Genomic DNA, 15,618 nt, shown 5'->3' on the forward strand with positions numbered 1-15,618 from the left:
CTACGACCCAAAACGGATGTTATGCGTGCGGATCGTCGTGGCGAACGACCCTGTCACCACTGTATTCGGCTGCGCGGGAAGGCCCTTGCCAACGACCGAATGCCGCAGCACCTCGCTGCTTGGGCCGAAGGCTTCGATCGCGCCGCCGCGCAGAAGCATCACGCGGTCGCAGGACGCGGCAATCGAAGGGCGATGCGTGATCACGACCATCGTGACGCCGGCCGCCTTCGCGGCGGCGAGTACCGCCTCGAGCGCCGCCTCGCCGGTGCCGTCGAGATGAGTGCTGGGCTCGTCCAGGACGAGAATTCTGGGATTGCCGTAGAAGGCGCGCGCCAGCCCGATCCTCTGGCGTTCACCGCCCGACAGCGTTCTGTCCGACGGGCCTATCAATGTCTGGTAGCCGTCCCGCTGCGCCAGGATCAGTTCATGCGCCTCAGCCCGCCTTGCTGCCTCGATGATCGCGGCGTCATCCGCATCGGGGTCGAAGCGGGCGACGTTTTGCGCGATCGATCCTGGAAAGAGCTCGACTACCTGCGCGAGGTAGCCGACATGCTTTCCGAGCTGGTTTTCGTCCCAGGTCCTGAGGTCGGCGCCGTCGATCCTGACGGCACCGCCGGTCGGCCGGGCAGCACCGACAAGCAACCGCGCCAGCGTCGATTTGCCGGCGCCGCTCGGGCCGACGATGGCCAACGCTTCGCCGGCGCCGATTTGGAAGTTCAGCCGCTTGAGGATGGGTTCGGTGCCGGGCTGCGCATTCGGCGCCATGAAGAAGACGTCCTGCACGGAAATCGCGCCTGCCGGATCGGGCAGGAGCAGTTTGCGCGCTTCAGCCGGACGCGCCGCAAACGCCGTCTCAAGCCGTTTCCACGCCCGCCGGGCGTCGGCGATCTGCCGCCAGGCGCCGATCAACTGGTCGAGCGGCTGCAGCGCGCGCGACGACACCAGCGAGGAGGCGAAGATCATGCCTGCCGTCATCTGCCCCTTGAGCACCAGCCATGCGCCGGCGCCCAGGATCGCCAGTTGCAGCATCATGCGCAGCGCCCGCGAGGCGCCGCTGAAGATCGCATTGGCACTCGAGGAACGGTCATGCAAGGTGAGCGCTGCCGCCACGTGCCGTCCCCAGACCCGCGCGGCGTTCTCCACCATGCCCATGGCGCGCAGCGTCTCCGCATTGCGGGCAAATGCCTGTTCCGCCTGGCTGGCCAAGGCCGAACGCTCCGCGGACAAAGCGTCGTTCCTGCCGATGGCAAGCTGGTTGGCCACGACCAGCAATAGCAGAAGCGCCGCGCCGGCGACCGTCACCCAGAACAGCACCGGATGGATGAGATAGAGCAAGGCGAGGAAGACAGGGGCGAAAGGCAGGTCGAACAACACCGCCACGCCGCGCGACCTGATGAAGGCGCAGACCGAGGCGAGGTCGCGCAGCGGCGACAGGCCGCCGGCATATTTCGCGCCAAGCGAAACGGCGAATGTGCTGGCGCCCAGTTTCTGGTCGAGGGTCGCCGCAACGCGTTGCGTGTAAACGGCGCGGATCGCGTCCAGAAGCCCGAGGAAAGCGAGCGTGAGAACCGCAATGGCCGAAAGATAGACAAGCGTCTCGACGCTGGAGGACGGTAGCACGCGGTCATAGACCTGCAGCAGGTAGAGCGGAATCACCAACAGCAGGACGTTGATCAACAGCGAGAAGACGCCGACATCGGCGATGGCGCGCATGAAGACCGGACGCAGGCCAGCCGGTCCCGTCATTTCCACATTCCCCGACACTGCATGTTCCCGAGACCTTACGCGTGGCCCCCGAACTCGGAGCCGCCGTGCGCCAAGCTGTTGCTGTGCGTTGCAGTGCTGTGCTGGGCGGTGCTGGTGATGTTCAGGGCGTTTGCCGGCGCATTGTCCAGCGTATAGGCGCGGACATAGTCGATCTTCATCTCGGCCGGCGTGGCCAGATGATCCGGAGGGGTGCCGGCCAAGCCGCCGACCGCAAGATCGACCAGCATGTACATGGGCTTGTTCATGTCGGACGGCGTCGCCGTTTCCGCGACCTGCACGCCGTCATAGGTCCAGACGAGCTTGTCCGGCGTCCAGAGCAGGCCATAGGTGTGGAAGCCGTCGGGGTTCGAGACACTAACTATCGACGTGACCTTGGTGTGCGTCCCCGTTTCATTCGAGTGCGCCGTCATGATCAATGAGTTCGGGGCCTGGCCGATCGTCTCCACGACATCGAGTTCCGGCGGCCACGAACCGTCTTCCGGAAGCAGCCAGAAGGCCGGCCAAGCGCCGGCATGCTCTGGCAGGTCGGCCCGTATTTCGAAATAGCCATAGGTCTGCGAGAAGGAATCGTGGGTCGTCAGGATGCCGGAGGTGTATTCGTAATTGTTGATCAGCGGCTTGATGTCCGCCGGCGCCTGGGCGGCGGTGATGGTGAGCACGCCGTTGTTCACGCTGAACGGATGGACGGAACTCGTCGGTGCGTAGTTGGCGTCGATATACCATTGCAGCTCGTTGTTGCTGCTCAAGGTGCTGCCATTCGGCGCTCCCCACCAGAAGTTGGAATCCCACGTGCCGCCCTGGCTATTGTGAAGGTTCAGCGTGTTGAAATCGTCGCTGAAGGAGAGCTGCATCCCGGATTTGTCGATCGGCAATTCGAACTGGCTGGGCTGCAGCTTGTCGATGGTCGTGTCCTTGAACGCGAGGATCTCGCCGGACCCGAGGTTCAACAGCACGTTCGATCCCGCCTGGATCATGCTTGAGTGGATGGCGTCGAACGATGTGAACCCATAGCCATTAAGGCGGACCGTATCGGTGGCGGCAAAATTCGCTATCAGGTCGCTTCCGTTGCCTTTCGAGACGATGAAAGTGTCGTAACCGCCGCCGCCATCGATCAGCACATCGTTTCCCGCGCCGCCGTCCAGAGTCTGGTGCCCGGCCTTGGCGGTGATGATGTTGTCCAACCCATTTCCGAAAGCATAGTTGTTGGCGTTTGTGACGACGAGATTCTCGACGTTGTCGGGGAGCTTATAGCTCATCCATGTGCTGATCGTGTCGATGCCTGCCCCAGCGGCTTCCGCCACCTTGTTGCCCGCCGCATAGAGGTAATAGATGTCATCGCCTGTGCCTCCGTGCATGGTGACGTTGACACCGGATGCTCCGTAGAATGAGTCGTTTCCGGAGCTGCCATACAGGTCCGGCCCGGACCCTGCCGCAGAGTACCAATGGTTGGAAGCGCCGCTATAGGGAAGAGGAACGCCTAGGGCATTGACGAAGAAGCTCATCGGATAAATCCTCCTCGTGATGCCTGGCCTGCTCGGATCGCTCGATACGAGTTCCAGGCGACCGCATCCGGACCAAAATTGCCATGCACGATACCGTTCCAGGAACTTGCCACATAGTTCACCATGACATCGACCGTTGAGTGACGTTTTCCGGGACTGGAAGCACAACAACCCGACGAATGGTCTACAGGCCGTAATTCGACCGGCGAAATATTTAATAAAATTTTACAATAGGCGCGGATCTACTTGCAAAAGCGCTCCCTGCTTTTGACAGGGTCGTGCGATTTCCGCTTTGGCAACAATGCGACGACACGCCGGGATGGCACTTCCCCTCAAACCGCGACTTCGATCGGCTCGGCAAGTCTGGGATTGGAGCGCGCGGCGATCAGGCAGCTGGCCACGATGAGGCCGGCTCCCGCCAGCGTGGTCCAGGTCACCGCCTCGTCGAAGAAGAACCAACCGAGCGCTATCGCCCAGATGAAGGCCGAATATTCGGTCGGGATCAGATATTGCGCTTCGGCCCGCGCATAGGCCCAGCTCATCAGGAATTGGCCGGCGAGCGACAGAGCCGTCACCCCGGCAAGCGGAAGCCAAAGATTGCTGGGCAGCGCAATAGCGAGCCAGGGCGCGGCAAGACCAAGCATGACCGCGACACAAAGGTTCTGGAACAGCATGATCTCGATTGGCTTGGCCAGCATCGCCTGTCGCCGCGCGAGGATCAGATTGTAGGCATAGAACACCGTCGAGACCAGCACCGCAGCGGTGCCGAGCAGCGCATCGCCGGCATAGGTCTTCTGCCCGAACTGGCCCGCCACGATGATTGCGACGCCCGCAATGCCGGCGAGCGACGCCCAGATCGCCTTGCGCTGTATCCTTTCGCCCAGAAGCAGCGCGGCCAGCAGGAGCGCGAACAGCGGCGCCACGAAACTGAGCCCGACCGCCTCCGCCAGCGGCAGCCTTACAAGCCCCCAGAAGAATGACAGCAGGACAATACCGACAACCACCGCGCGCAGCGCATGCAGCCTCAGCACCGAGGCGGCGGGAAGCGAGCGCGGTCCCGCCAGCCAGCCAGTGCCGGCGACCAATGTCGCCAGCATGCTGCGCCACAGCACCGTGTTGTAAACGCCGACCGCGATGACCAGCACCTTCATCGCCGCATCCATGCCGGACAGAAGGAAGATGCCGAAGGCGCAGACGAGCACCGGGATCGTGGGGGAAACGGCGCCGGCCAGGCTGGATGATTTCACGCGGGCTTTCTCGATGACGGATGCAGCTGACATATCAGGGCAAAAGGACGGGGCCAGATGGCAGCCCCGCCCATATGGCGGTCCAACCGGTCACCCAAGGCAGCCCTTTCAACTTGTCCGGTCCTGCCGCCGGCTCCGACCGGTCGAGCCGCAAGTGAACATGCCGACATCCTGCTTTGTCATTGTCGTTGCAGGGCTTGACGATCACTAATAAGCGATGCTAAGTACCAGTACTCATCAACACTGAGTAGCATGAAGAGGTATTCCATGGGCAAGCAGATGACGGAGATGCTCAAGGGCACGCTGGAGGGGATCATTCTCGCGATCCTGTCCGCGCGGCGCGCCTATGGCTACGAGATCACGGCGCTGTTGCGAAATCAGGGCTTCTCGGACATCGCCGAAGGCACCGTCTACGCCCTGCTCGTCAGGATCGAGCAAAAGGGCCTCGTCGACGTGGAGAAGATCCCGTCCGAGAAGGGCCCGCCCCGCAAGGTGTACTCGATCAACGCCCGGGGACGGGACTACCTCGAAGAGTTCTGGAGGACGTGGACCTTCCTCGCGGAACGGCTCGAACAGCTCAACACGGAAAGGAAATAGACATGGTCACAGGATGGATCGAGAAGATCACAGGGTCGATCGAGCAGAAGAAGCGCTACCGGCAGTACAAGGCGCGCACGGAAAAGCTTCCGGCGAACTATCGCGCGGCGATCGAGGCGCTGGACCGGTACCTCATGTATTTCGGGGCGATCACGGACGGGGACACCATGGTGTCGATGCTGGAGGATCTCGCCGACCTCTTCGAGCAGAGCGCGGCGCACGGAACCCCGATCCGCGCGATCGTCGGCGACAACCCCGTCGAGTTTGTCGAAACGTTTCTCCAGAACTACGCGGAGGGCCAGTGGATAAACAAGGAGCGGAAACGGCTGATCGACGCCATTGACCGCATCGCCGACAATGCGCCGTGACGGACATCCGCCAACGAGAGGCCGGGGAGCCGAAGCCCCGGAGCGTCTTCGGCCGACGATCAGGGATTCGAACTTTTCTTCGCACCCCTGTCGATTCCGCCGCCCTTCGTTCGTCGTATCATCGAACCAACCCAACCAAGGAGAGAGACCATGCGGTTCATGATGCTGATGATCCCCGGCGGCTACGCAGAGGCGGCGCCGGACGTCAGGCCCGACGCCAAGGGGGTGGAGGGGATGATGAGATACAATGAGGAGCTCAAGAAGGCCGGCGTGTTGCTGGCGCTCGATGGGCTGCATCCGCCGTCATCGGGCGCGCGGGTCAGCTTCAAGGGCGGCAAGCCCGTCGTCACCGACGGGCCGTTCGCTGAGGTCAAGGAAGTGCTGGGGGGCTATTGGGTCATCGACGTGCGCTCACGTGAGGAAGCCATCGAATGGGCCCGCCGCTGCCCCGCAGGGGAAAATGAGGTGATCGAGGTTCGACGCGTCTTTGAGATGAGCGATTTCCCCGAGGACGTCCAGAAGGTGGTGGAAGGCTTCAGCGAGCTGAAGGGTTGACGGCCAATAGTGCCATCGAAGCGGTTTGGCGCATCGAGCAGCCGAAGCTCACCGCCAGGCTTGCCCGCTATCTCAGGGATATCGGGCTGGCCGAGGAGGTCGCCGGCGATGCCTTCCTGCTGGCGCTGGAGCGCTGGCCCCGGGACGGCATCCCGCGCAACCCGGCGGCCTGGCTGACTGAGGTCGCCAGGAACCGGGCGCTCGACCGGCTGCGCCGCACCACCATGATCGACGGCAAGCACCGCGAACTCGCCATCGACCTCGCCGAGCTGGAGCGCGAGATGCCCGACATCGAGGCGGCGCTCGACGAGGATATCGACGATGACCTTTTGCGGCTGATCTTCACCGCTTGCCATCCCGTACTGCCGGCCGAGCAGCGCGCAGCCCTCGCCCTGCGCCTGTTGGGCGGGCTGTCGACGCTTGAGATCGCCCGCGCCTTCCTGGTGCCCGAAGCCACCGCCGCCCAGCGCATCGTGCGCGCCAAGCGGGCACTTCGCGATGCCGCCATCGCGTTCGAGACGCCGCGCGGGCAAGAGCGGCGCGAACGCCTCGCCGCGGTCCTGGAGGTGGTCTATCTCATCTTCAACGAAGGCTATGTGGCGACCGCTGGACCGGACTGGCTGCGTGCCGATCTCTGTGGCGAGGCGCTGCGCCTTGGTCGTTCCCTGGCGGCGCTGATGCCTGATGAGCCCGAGGTGCAGGGGGTGGTGTCGCTGATGGAACTCAACGCCTCGCGTTTCCCTGCCCGCACCGGCCGGGCGGGTGAGCCGATCCTGCTGCTCGACCAGGACCGCACGCGCTGGAACTGGTCGCTTATCCGGCGCGGCCTCGACGGCCTGAACCGCGCCATGACCCTGACATCGACACCAGGCCCTTATCTCTTGCAGGCGATGATCGCCGCCTGCCATGCCCGCGCCGCGACACCAGCCGACACCGACTGGATTGCAATATCAGCCTATTATCAGGCCCTTGCCTTGGCGACCCCCTCGCCCATCGTCGAAATCAACCGGGCGGTGGCCGTCGGCATGGCGTTCGGGCCTGCGCAGGGCCTCGCCATCGTCGAGGCGCTGAAGGACGAGCCGCGCCTGAAGGACTCGCATCTTCTGCCCACGGTGCGCGGCGATCTTCTGGAGAAACTCGGACATCAGGCGGAAGCCCGTGCCGCGTTCCGCCAGGCTGCAGAATTGACCGGCAATGACAGGGAGCGCGCGCTGCTGCTCGCCCGCGCGGGCGACTAGCTCATAGGCCTGCATCCACCGCAAGCCGGTGCGGTGGTCCACCTCAATGGGCGTCCGGCGGCGGTGCCTTCGGCGTGACGTTACGCAGGAACGGCACCAGCGCGGTCGCGATGACGAAGGCGGCCATGATCACCAGGAATGCATCGGCATAGGCCATGGTCGATGCCTCGCGATAGGCGAGCGCCCACAGCTGCTTCAGCGAGGCGGTATGGCCATCGGCGACAGCGCCGGGTAGTTGGCCATAGCGCAGCGCGACGTTGTCGACGAGCCGCATCGCGGCCTCGTTCTGCGGCGTCAGATGCGAGGCGATCGTCAGGAAATGGAAGTTGGTGCGGTCGTTCAGGATCGCGCCGCAAATGGCGATGCCGACCGCGCCGCCGAGATTGCGCATCGTGTTGAACAGGCCGCTGGCGTATTTCAGCCGCTCGGGCGGCAGGCTGCCGAGGCCGAGATTGACGCTCGGCGCCACCGCGAAGACCTGCGGGAAGCCACGGAACAGTTGCGGGATCAGCAGTTCGGCCGCGCCCCACTGGCTGGTGATGGCACTGAAACTCCACATCGACGCGCCGAAGGAGGCCAGACCGAACATCATCAGCCAGCGCGTATCGAAGCGCTTGGCGAGAAAGATGTAGACGGGAACGCCGATCATCGAGGCGACGCCGGTGGAGAACACGGCGAGCCCGGTCTGCAAGGCGTCGTAGCCCCTGACATAGCCAAGGAACAGCGGTGTCAGATAGATCGTGGCGAAGATGCCGATGCCGGTGACGAAAGACAGGAAACAGCCGATGGCGAAATTGCGGTTGCCGAAGGCGCGGAAATCGACCACCGGCTGCGAATAGGTCAGGCTGCGGATGACGAACAGAACCATGGTGATGCCGGCGACGATAGCGCCATTGCGGATGGTCGCGTCGTCGAACCAGTTCCAGCGCGAGCCCTCCTCCAGGACGTATTCCGCCGTGCCCAGGCTGACCGCCATCAGCACGATGCCGATATAGTCCGCGCCCTTCAGCAGCGACGGATCGGCCTTGTCGATCTTGACCAGAGCCGCAACCAGGATGGTGATGATGGTGCCCGGAATGACGTTGACATAGAACAGCCAGTGCCAGTTGAGCGTATCGGTGATCCAGCCGCCGATGACGGGCCCGAGCGTCGGCGCGATCGAGGCGATGCTGCCGACCACCGCGGCCGCATAGACCCGCCTCGGCCCCTGGAAATAGTGAAACGACGAGGTGAACACGGTTGGGATCATCGACGCGCCGAGCAGCCCCTGCAGCGCGCGGAACACGATCATGCTTTCGATGCTCCAGGCGAAGCCGCACAGCATGCTTGCCAGCGTGAAGCCGGCCGCCGAGATGGTGAACAGCCAGCGTGTCGAGAACACCCGTGTCAACCAGCCCGACAGCGGGATGACGATGATCTCCGCCACCAGATAGGAGGTCTGCACCCAGCCGATCTGGTCCTGCGCCGCCGACAGGCCGCCGCCAATGTCCTGCAGCGACGACGCGACGATCTGGATGTCGAGCAGCGCGATGAACATCCCCACGCACATCACCATGAACGGCAGGATGCTGGCGAAGAAGGATTGCGGGCGCTCCGACATGATGCCCTCAGTGCGCGCCGGTATCGACCGTCACGACGGTGGAGAGGCCCGGCCGCAGCGCGACCTTGTGCGCCTGGTCCGGGTCGATGGTGATGCGGACGGGAACACGCTGGACGATCTTGGTGAAATTGCCGGTCGCGTTCTGCGCCGGGATCACGCTGAAGATCGCGCCCGTCGCCGGCCCCAGGCTGCTGACATGGCCCTTGAGCGGCTGGTCGGGCGCGATGTCGGTATAGACCGTCGCCGCCTGTCCATCCGCCATGCGCCGCAACTGGTCTTCCTTGAAATTGGCGTCGACCCACAGTCCGCTCTCCGGGACGATCGTCAGCAGATAGCTGCCCGGCGAGACATAGGTGCCGACCTGCGCCAGCCGGTTGCCAACGAGGCCGTCGATGGGAGCGCGGATCTGCGTGAAGCCGAGATCGAGCTCAGCCGTATCGAGATCGGCCTTGGCAGCCAGAACCGCGGCGGTCGCTTCCGATATCTGCGTGTTGAGCACGTCGAGCTGTTGCCTGGCGGCGGCAAGCCCGGCACGCGAGGCGAAAACGGAAGCCTTGGCCTGACCATCGGCGGCAAGGCTTCTCTGGGCGTCCTGCTGCGAGCCGGCCCTGGTGCTGGCCAGCACCTCATAGCGCTTGGCGTCCTGTGCGGTGAACGTCGCGGCGGCACTCTTGGCCTCCAGATCGGCCTGCGCCTGTTCGATCAGCGAATTCTGCAGCGAAACCTGGGCGCGAAGATTGTCGAGCGCCGATTGCTGCTGCTGGACGGAAGCCCCCGCACGCTCCACCGCCGCCTTGAACGGCCGGTCATCGATGCGGATGATGAGCTGGCCGGCGTCGACATGCTGGTTGTCCTCGACGAGGATCTGATCGATATGCCCGGCAACGCGTGGCGCCAGCGGCGTGACATTGCCGCCCACATAGGCATCGTCGGTCGACATCAGGAACCGGCTGGCCTGCCACCACTGAAAGCCATACCAGCCGGCGACGCCGATGGCGATCGCGGCGCCCAGCATGACGAACGGCTTGCGGCGGCTTTTGGCGGGCGCGGGGATCTGGACGGCGGATGGCTGCGCCGGCTGCAACTCGGCGGCGGAGAGAACCTTGTTCATTTGCCCCGCGCCTCTTCACGGCTTTGATCGACATTGTCGATGAGCGGCAGGCCCGAACCCTCCGTGCTGAAGCGATAACGCTGCCGCATGCGGTCGGTGGCCCGGGGGGCTGTCGCCATGGTGAAGCCCTCGCCGTCGACTTCCCTGCCGGTCTGGCGGTCGACCAGCACAGGCTCGGCCCAGCGCCCGTCAGCCTTGTCCACCACCACAAGGCTCGGGCCTTCGGGCGCCAGATGCTTATTGCCCCAGACGAGCAGGGAAAGCAGAACCGGGCGGAAATCGCGCGCCTTGGCGGTCAGCACATATTCATGGCGCAGTGGCCGCTCGCAGTAGGCGCGCTTTTCGAACAGGCCGCGCTCGACCAGGCTGTTCAGCCGGCGCGTGAGAATGTTGGGAGCGATCTCCAGGCTCTTCTGAAACTGGTCGAAGCGCGTCAGCCCCTGGAACGCGTCCCTGAGCAACAGGATGCTCCACCATTCGCCCACATCGTCGAGACTACGCGCTATGGGGCACGGGCGGGTTTCGAAGCTTGTCTTTGCAACCATGGCCGGAAGTCTCTTTCAAAATGAAAGTGACACATAGCCAAGTTAGTTGCATTATGCAAGTCACTCGGGCGTGATCGGAGGAACGAGTGCAGATCGGGGAAATGAGATAGGCCCAAGGAGTAGTGGCGCCGCCGCCAAATCATGGCTGCGGCGCTGGAGAACGCAGCGCGACGTGCCGTCGGGGTGAGTTGATAAAGTCCTCTCCCGCTTGGCTGCTCGATGGCCTCTCCAGGGAATAATACCGTCAGGGCACCAGCACGACCTTGCCGGTCGAGCGTCGCTCATCCAGCAGCCGGTGCGCCTCGCCGGCATGGCCGAGCGGGAACCGGCCACCGATCGCGACCCGCAACCGGCCGCTCGCCGCCAGCTGGAACAGTTCCGACAGGCTCGCCCGCAACACCTGCGGCGACAGCAGCGGCAGCAGCGCGAAGCCCCTCAGCGATTGGTTACGGCCGATCATGGCTTCCAGATCGGAAGGTTCGAGCCCATAGCGGCCGAGTGCAGCGAACACCAGTTCGCCGCCGGGCGCCAAAGCCTGCAGTGACAAAGCCGTCAGCGCGCCGCCAACCGTGTCGTAGATGATGTCTGCACCCTCCCCGCCTGTCAGCGCGCGGACGCGCGCGGGCCAGTCCGATCCGATGTAATCGACGGCGGCATCGGCGCCGAGCGACAGAGCAAGCTCGATCTTGCCCGCGCCGCCGGCGGCCGCGATCACCTTGGCCGCGCCCTTTGCCTTCGCAAGCTGGACAAGCAGCGATCCGACGCCACCGGCAGCGGCAGGCACCAGCACCGTCCTGCCCTCAGGCGGGCTCTGGCGCAGCAAATGCAGTGCCGTCAGCCCCTGCGCCATCAGCGCTGTCGCTTCCTCGAAAGAGACGTCATGCGGCAGCGGCACGGTCAGATCGGCTGATATCGTCACCTGCTCGGCATAGCCGCCATAAGGGCGCTGCGAGGCAAACAGCGGCGCCGCGACACGTCTCCCCAGAAGCGCAGCATCCACGCCTTCGCCGACGGCCTCGACGATACCAGCCACTTCCACGCCGGGAAACATCGGCAGTTGCGGCGTCACCGCGTAGCGGTCCGCGCGCATCAGCACCTCGAAGAAGTTGATGCCGGCGGCGTGAACGCGGACCAGCACCTCGCCGGCCTGCGGCACCGGCGCCGGCAGCTCGACGATCTCGAGCACCTCGGGGCCGCCGAAGCGGCTGAATTGAACGGCTTTCATGGCAAACTCCGATCGCACTGGCATCGGCCATGGTTTGCCACTATCTGCGCAGCCGCGACTACACACTCATTTCTCCCCTGCTGACCAGGAGGTGACCATGGCCGGCCCAGCCAGCAAGATGCCGATCAAGCGACTGCCGATGCTGCCGGCGGAGCGCGCGCTGAAGGTGATCGCCGGGCGTTGGAAGGCGGTCATCCTCTACCATCTCTTCGATGGTCCAAGGCGGCTGTCGGCGCTGAAGGCGATGATGCCTGGCATCACCCAGAAAGTGCTGATCCAGCAGCTGCGCGAAATGGAGGAGCATGGCCTCGTCAGCCGCGAGATCTTCGCCGAAGTGCCCGCCCGCGTCGAATATTCGGCGACCAGCCTTGGCCTCAGTCTCGAGCCGATCCTGCTGGCGCTCTGCCAATGGGGCCAGCACCACGCGGATGCGCTGGACGAGAAGCATCGTCTCGCCGACTGCATCATCCGGCCGCGGCAGGCGCAGCACGCGCTTATGGCCTAGATCGAATTGACTTGCCGGGTTGCCGACGCCGGCTGCCCGTCACAGATTGTCTGCAGAAACGGATCGGCAAATGCACCGCATAGCTTCGGGCGAACTTTATCGGACCTACACTCTTGGTGACCTGCGCATCACCGCCTTGCGCGATGGCTACGTCGACATGCCGGTCGGGCGGCTTCGGCAACGCGGCGACAAGCCGTTTGGCGACGAGTTGCCCGAACAAGTCGCGTTGGTTGGCGGCCAACTCAGGCTTTCCGTCAACGCCTTCGCGATTGACGATGGACATGAGATAACACTGATCGATACCGGCGCTGCGAATGCCTGGCACCCGACCATGGGCCGGCTTCCCCAGGCGCTGGACGAAGCCGGCATCGATGTCGAAAAAGTCCGCACCGTCTGCTTCACCCATACGCATCTCGACCACATCCAGGGTCTTGTGCTTGCCGACGGCCGGGACGCTTTTCCGCGCCTGGTGCGCCTGCTCGTTCCCAGGCAGGAACTCGACCTCTTCCGCACCGATGCGCGGCTCGAGCGGTTTCACGACATGGCTGAACCGTTCGAGGCCGGAGACCGTCTCGGGACCCATGTCGACATTATCGGCGCTCACGGCCATGAAGTGGGTCACAGCTGCTTTCGCGCTTCGAGCGGCGGCGAGAGCATTTTGATCTGGGGCGATACCGTTCACGTCCCATCGCTGCAGTTCGATCGGCCCGAGGTGACGTGGGAATTCGATACGGATCAGGACCAGGCGCGCGAGAGCCGGTTGCGGCTGCTGGCGCTTGCGGCGGGCGATCATTACCTCGTTGCCGGCGCGCATTTGGACTCGCCCGGCATTGGCCGCGTCGTCCGGTCGGGCGGCAGCTTTCGATTTGAGCCGCTATAACTAGAAAGGGCGGCGCAAGCGCCGCCCCGTATCCCTTGGCATTGCGCGCCTTCTTCAGCGCCTTGCCCCACCGGGCGAAATCATTGACCAACGCCGTGGCCGCCTGGCTTAGGTGCTCAAGGTCTTCGAGCTTCTTCTCGCCCTGATGGACGGCCAGGAAGTGCGCCAGGATATGGATGGCGGACTTGCCCGTCGCAACCGTCAACCGATCTGAATGCGGCGCGTCACCTGTCCGTTGCTCTCCCAGTAGGTGTGTTTCTTGGCGATCCACGGATCACTCATCGCCGGCTGGATGTTGCCGCTCGTATCGATCGCGCGTGAGGTGACAGTGTGCTCCCCGGCGGAAGGTTTGGGCCAATCGAGAGACCACATCTTCCAGGCGAACTCCGCCTTGTCGGCGTCGTCGATGGTCGCCGGCATCCACGGCCCATCGTCGATCTTCACCTCGACCCGGTCGACTGGCGCGCCCCAGGCGGCTCCGACGATTCGGTAGTCGTTGCCGATATGGGTAACCCTGGCCGGTGCCGATTTGAGCCTTGCCCGTCCGACGGAGGTTTCCGCCCACACGGTCTCGCCATTATGGTCTTCCTCGCGGACCGTGACGTAGTCGCGTCCCATGAACCGGCTCTCGAAGCGCTGGTCGCGCACGTCGATGCGCTTGAGCCATTTCGCGTTCGCGATCCCGTACCAGCCCGGCGCTATCAGCCGCAGCGGGAAGCCGTTGTCGGGCGGCAAAGGAGCGCCGTTCATCTCGTAGCAAAGGATGTTTTTTGGATCCATTGCTTCGGCGAGCGACATGCTGCGCGCGAAATTCTGCTTGAACGTGACCTCGTCGGCGCGTTTGATCTCACCTTCGTCGGCGCCCCAGAAGACAACCTCGATGCCGCTGTCGTGAACCCCGGCCTCCTTCAGGATCGGGGCGAGCGGCGTACCCGCCCAGCGGGCATTGCCGATTCCGCCGTTGAAAAACGGCAGGCCGGTATTGCCCGAACATTCGATCGTGAAGGTGACTTCCTCGCGCGGCCGGGACTTGATGTCGGCAAGCGTCAGAGCCATCGGCTTTTTGACCAGCCCGCCGATTTCCAGCTTCCACGTGCTTTCCTCGATGACCGGCCGGTTGAAGTGCGCGATCGAAAAGAATTTGTCGTTGGGCGTTACCCAGGCATCGAGATCCTCCCAGACGAGCTGGTTCTTGATGACCTGCGGAACCGGATTCGGCGGCAGTTGATCGAGCCATTTGACGACTTCCTCGCCGGGCCGTGTCGGAAAAGCGTAAGCCCGCGAGGCATGGAGAGCCGCGATTGCGGCAACGGCCACGCTTCCCTGGATAAGTTCTCTGCGTTGAAGATGAGGCATGCTGTTTCCCTCCCAGTTGATCCGGAACGGGCTGCAGCGTGCTATTTGGGCCGTAGCCTGATCTCGGACAGGCGCACAAAGAAACGACTTCCACCCGGAAATATCCGGATGGGTCATGCAATCAGCGACGCGTCTCAAGCATGTGAGGCATTGGGCGAAACTCTTGTTTGGGTTTCGTGCTTGAAGAGTGCGCCCTGAAAAAGGATGTGTCCACAACTTGGACGGGATATGATGACCTTGCGGCCGATTTACGCTCGTTGCGGCTAGGGACCCGCTTCTGGCGCGATGTGTTCGCTCTGACGGTGCCGGTCTAGCTAGGGGGCACTAAGGCCTCTCACCGCCCGCCCTTGGCCTTGCCCATAGGCGTTCGGGCTGGTGTCGGGCGTGTGGCAATCGGATTGCTAGCGGCTACCGGCAACCGGCAACAAGCGTTTCACAATTGAAAAGGGCGGCGCAAGCGCCGCCCCATATCCCTTGGGAGGATAATTCGACCGGCGATCAGGCCGCCTTGATTTCCTCGTCGACCACGTCGGCATCGCGCGCCTTCTTCAGCGCCTTGGCCCACCAGGCGACGTCGTTGACCAGCGCGGTGGCGGCCTGGTTCAGGTGGTCGAGGTCTTCGAGCTTCTTCTCGCCCTGGCGCACGGCGAGGAAGTCGCCCCAGGCGATATGGACGGCCGACTTGACCGGCGCCATCTGCAGTTCGACGGCATGGAGGCGGAGCTGCTCGACGGCGCGGGCGCCGCCGACGCTGCCATAGCCGGCGAAGCCGGCCGGCTTCTTGTTCCACTCGTTGGCGGCGTAGTCGATGGCGTTCTTCAGCACGGCCGTCGGGCCGTGATTGTATTCGGCGGCGGTGAAGATGAAGCCGTCATACTCGGCGACCTTCTTCTGCCAGCGCTGCGCCACTTCGTTGGTCGACGGTACCCATGCGGAAGAGGCGACTTCGTCGAAGAAGGGCAGCGGGAAGTCTCTGAGGTCGACGACCTCGACATCGATGTCGGCATGCGACTTGGCGATCTTGGCGATCCATTGCGTGGGCACATCGGCGAAGCGCGCGGCGCGCGTCGAACCGACGATGATGGCGATTTTCGGCTTTGACATGGGGGGCTCTCCATTCCG

General features: G+C 63.8%; 15 protein-coding genes. 6 read left to right on the forward strand and 9 right to left on the reverse strand.

The genetic code is table 11. From position 1 onward, the window contains the following. From D3242_RS14580 to D3242_RS14590, 3 genes are all read right to left on the reverse strand, one after another. Entirely contained in the window at positions 1-1,746 is a 1,746-nt protein-coding gene (locus D3242_RS14580) for a type I secretion system permease/ATPase (protein WP_064980547.1), read from the reverse strand. 35 nt (positions 1,747-1,781) lie between these two features. Then, complete coding sequence (gene eglC / locus D3242_RS14585) at positions 1,782-3,269, reverse strand: endo-1,3-1,4-beta-glycanase EglC (protein WP_019860562.1); 1,488 nt, start codon at positions 3,267-3,269, stop codon at positions 1,782-1,784. Between the two features lie 332 nt (positions 3,270-3,601). Continuing rightward, the gene (locus tag D3242_RS14590) at positions 3,602-4,549 is read right to left on the reverse strand and encodes a DMT family transporter (protein WP_064980549.1); all 948 of its coding nucleotides are present in this window, start codon (positions 4,547-4,549) and stop codon (positions 3,602-3,604) included. A gap of 234 nt (positions 4,550-4,783) precedes the next feature. Here D3242_RS14590 and D3242_RS14595 point away from each other — a divergent pair, with 234 nt between their 5' ends. The 4 genes from D3242_RS14595 to D3242_RS14610 all read left to right on the forward strand — a co-directional run bounded on the left by D3242_RS14595 (position 4,784) and on the right by D3242_RS14610 (position 7,274). Then, a complete protein-coding gene (locus D3242_RS14595) occupies positions 4,784-5,113 on the forward strand; it encodes a PadR family transcriptional regulator (protein WP_019860564.1) in 330 nt (109 codons plus the stop codon). A gap of 2 nt (positions 5,114-5,115) precedes the next feature. Further along, positions 5,116-5,481 (forward strand): DUF1048 domain-containing protein, encoded by a 366-nt coding sequence (locus D3242_RS14600; RefSeq protein WP_019860565.1) that lies wholly within the window; start codon positions 5,116-5,118, stop codon positions 5,479-5,481. 150 nt (positions 5,482-5,631) lie between these two features. Further along, positions 5,632-6,036 carry a YciI family protein gene (locus tag D3242_RS14605; RefSeq protein WP_064980551.1) on the forward strand — a complete coding sequence of 135 codons (405 nt, stop codon included), beginning with the start codon at positions 5,632-5,634 and terminating at the stop codon, positions 6,034-6,036. Beyond that, positions 6,033-7,274 carry an RNA polymerase sigma factor gene (locus tag D3242_RS14610; protein WP_064980552.1) on the forward strand — a complete coding sequence of 414 codons (1,242 nt, stop codon included), beginning with the start codon at positions 6,033-6,035 and terminating at the stop codon, positions 7,272-7,274. Before D3242_RS14605 ends, D3242_RS14610 begins: the two co-directional genes overlap by 4 nt. A gap of 43 nt (positions 7,275-7,317) precedes the next feature. On the opposite strand, the gene D3242_RS14615 is transcribed toward D3242_RS14610, so the two are convergent. From D3242_RS14615 to D3242_RS14630, 4 genes are all read right to left on the reverse strand, one after another. Beyond that, complete coding sequence (locus D3242_RS14615; RefSeq protein ID WP_019860569.1) at positions 7,318-8,874, reverse strand: DHA2 family efflux MFS transporter permease subunit; 1,557 nt, start codon at positions 8,872-8,874, stop codon at positions 7,318-7,320. Positions 8,875-8,881: 7 nt separating this feature from the next. Next, the gene (locus D3242_RS14620; RefSeq protein ID WP_064980553.1) at positions 8,882-9,985 is read right to left on the reverse strand and encodes an HlyD family secretion protein; all 1,104 of its coding nucleotides are present in this window, start codon (positions 9,983-9,985) and stop codon (positions 8,882-8,884) included. Beyond that, a complete protein-coding gene (locus D3242_RS14625) occupies positions 9,982-10,530 on the reverse strand; it encodes a winged helix-turn-helix transcriptional regulator (RefSeq protein ID WP_064980554.1) in 549 nt (182 codons plus the stop codon). Before D3242_RS14625 ends, D3242_RS14620 begins: the two co-directional genes overlap by 4 nt. A gap of 244 nt (positions 10,531-10,774) precedes the next feature. Then, positions 10,775-11,755, reverse strand: coding sequence for a quinone oxidoreductase family protein (locus tag D3242_RS14630; protein ID WP_064980556.1), 981 nt, complete (start codon positions 11,753-11,755; stop codon positions 10,775-10,777). A 97-nt stretch (positions 11,756-11,852) separates the two neighbouring features. Between D3242_RS14630 and D3242_RS14635 the strand changes: the two genes are divergently transcribed. Next, positions 11,853-12,260 carry a winged helix-turn-helix transcriptional regulator gene (locus D3242_RS14635; RefSeq protein ID WP_019860574.1) on the forward strand — a complete coding sequence of 136 codons (408 nt, stop codon included), beginning with the start codon at positions 11,853-11,855 and terminating at the stop codon, positions 12,258-12,260. Between the two features lie 70 nt (positions 12,261-12,330). Then, on the forward strand, positions 12,331-13,140 hold the full coding sequence (locus D3242_RS14640) for an MBL fold metallo-hydrolase (protein WP_064980561.1): 810 nt from the start codon (positions 12,331-12,333) through the stop codon (positions 13,138-13,140). Between the two features lie 201 nt (positions 13,141-13,341). Here the strand turns inward: D3242_RS14640 and D3242_RS14650 are convergent, their stop codons facing one another. Next, entirely contained in the window at positions 13,342-14,496 is a 1,155-nt protein-coding gene (locus D3242_RS14650; RefSeq protein WP_019860577.1) for a sulfite oxidase, read from the reverse strand. A 498-nt stretch (positions 14,497-14,994) separates the two neighbouring features. After that, positions 14,995-15,600, reverse strand: a complete 606-nt coding sequence (locus tag D3242_RS14655; protein WP_064980562.1) for an NADPH-dependent FMN reductase — start codon at positions 15,598-15,600, stop codon at positions 14,995-14,997. Positions 15,601-15,618 lie beyond the last annotated feature (18 nt).

This window comes from Mesorhizobium jarvisii (assembly GCF_003601985.1).
GTDB lineage: Bacteria > Pseudomonadota > Alphaproteobacteria > Rhizobiales > Rhizobiaceae > Mesorhizobium > Mesorhizobium jarvisii.

What these genes read in the sequence shown, in the direction of transcription:
- D3242_RS14580 (WP_064980547.1), bottom strand. Translation starts at nt 1,746, where the DNA reads ATGACGGGACCGGCTGGCCTGCGTCCGGTCTTCATGCGCGCCATCGCC.
- eglC (WP_019860562.1), bottom strand. Translation starts at nt 3,269, where the DNA reads ATGAGCTTCTTCGTCAATGCCCTAGGCGTTCCTCTTCCCTATAGCGGC.
- D3242_RS14590 (WP_064980549.1), bottom strand. Translation starts at nt 4,549, where the DNA reads ATGTCAGCTGCATCCGTCATCGAGAAAGCCCGCGTGAAATCATCCAGC.
- D3242_RS14595 (WP_019860564.1), top strand. Translation starts at nt 4,784, where the DNA reads ATGGGCAAGCAGATGACGGAGATGCTCAAGGGCACGCTGGAGGGGATC.
- D3242_RS14600 (WP_019860565.1), top strand. Translation starts at nt 5,116, where the DNA reads ATGGTCACAGGATGGATCGAGAAGATCACAGGGTCGATCGAGCAGAAG.
- D3242_RS14605 (WP_064980551.1), top strand. Translation starts at nt 5,632, where the DNA reads ATGCGGTTCATGATGCTGATGATCCCCGGCGGCTACGCAGAGGCGGCG.
- D3242_RS14615 (WP_019860569.1), bottom strand. Translation starts at nt 8,874, where the DNA reads ATGTCGGAGCGCCCGCAATCCTTCTTCGCCAGCATCCTGCCGTTCATG.
- D3242_RS14620 (WP_064980553.1), bottom strand. Translation starts at nt 9,985, where the DNA reads ATGAACAAGGTTCTCTCCGCCGCCGAGTTGCAGCCGGCGCAGCCATCC.
- D3242_RS14625 (WP_064980554.1), bottom strand. Translation starts at nt 10,530, where the DNA reads ATGGTTGCAAAGACAAGCTTCGAAACCCGCCCGTGCCCCATAGCGCGT.
- D3242_RS14630 (WP_064980556.1), bottom strand. Translation starts at nt 11,755, where the DNA reads ATGAAAGCCGTTCAATTCAGCCGCTTCGGCGGCCCCGAGGTGCTCGAG.
- D3242_RS14635 (WP_019860574.1), top strand. Translation starts at nt 11,853, where the DNA reads ATGGCCGGCCCAGCCAGCAAGATGCCGATCAAGCGACTGCCGATGCTG.
- D3242_RS14640 (WP_064980561.1), top strand. Translation starts at nt 12,331, where the DNA reads ATGCACCGCATAGCTTCGGGCGAACTTTATCGGACCTACACTCTTGGT.
- D3242_RS14650 (WP_019860577.1), bottom strand. Translation starts at nt 14,496, where the DNA reads ATGCCTCATCTTCAACGCAGAGAACTTATCCAGGGAAGCGTGGCCGTT.
- D3242_RS14655 (WP_064980562.1), bottom strand. Translation starts at nt 15,600, where the DNA reads ATGTCAAAGCCGAAAATCGCCATCATCGTCGGTTCGACGCGCGCCGCG.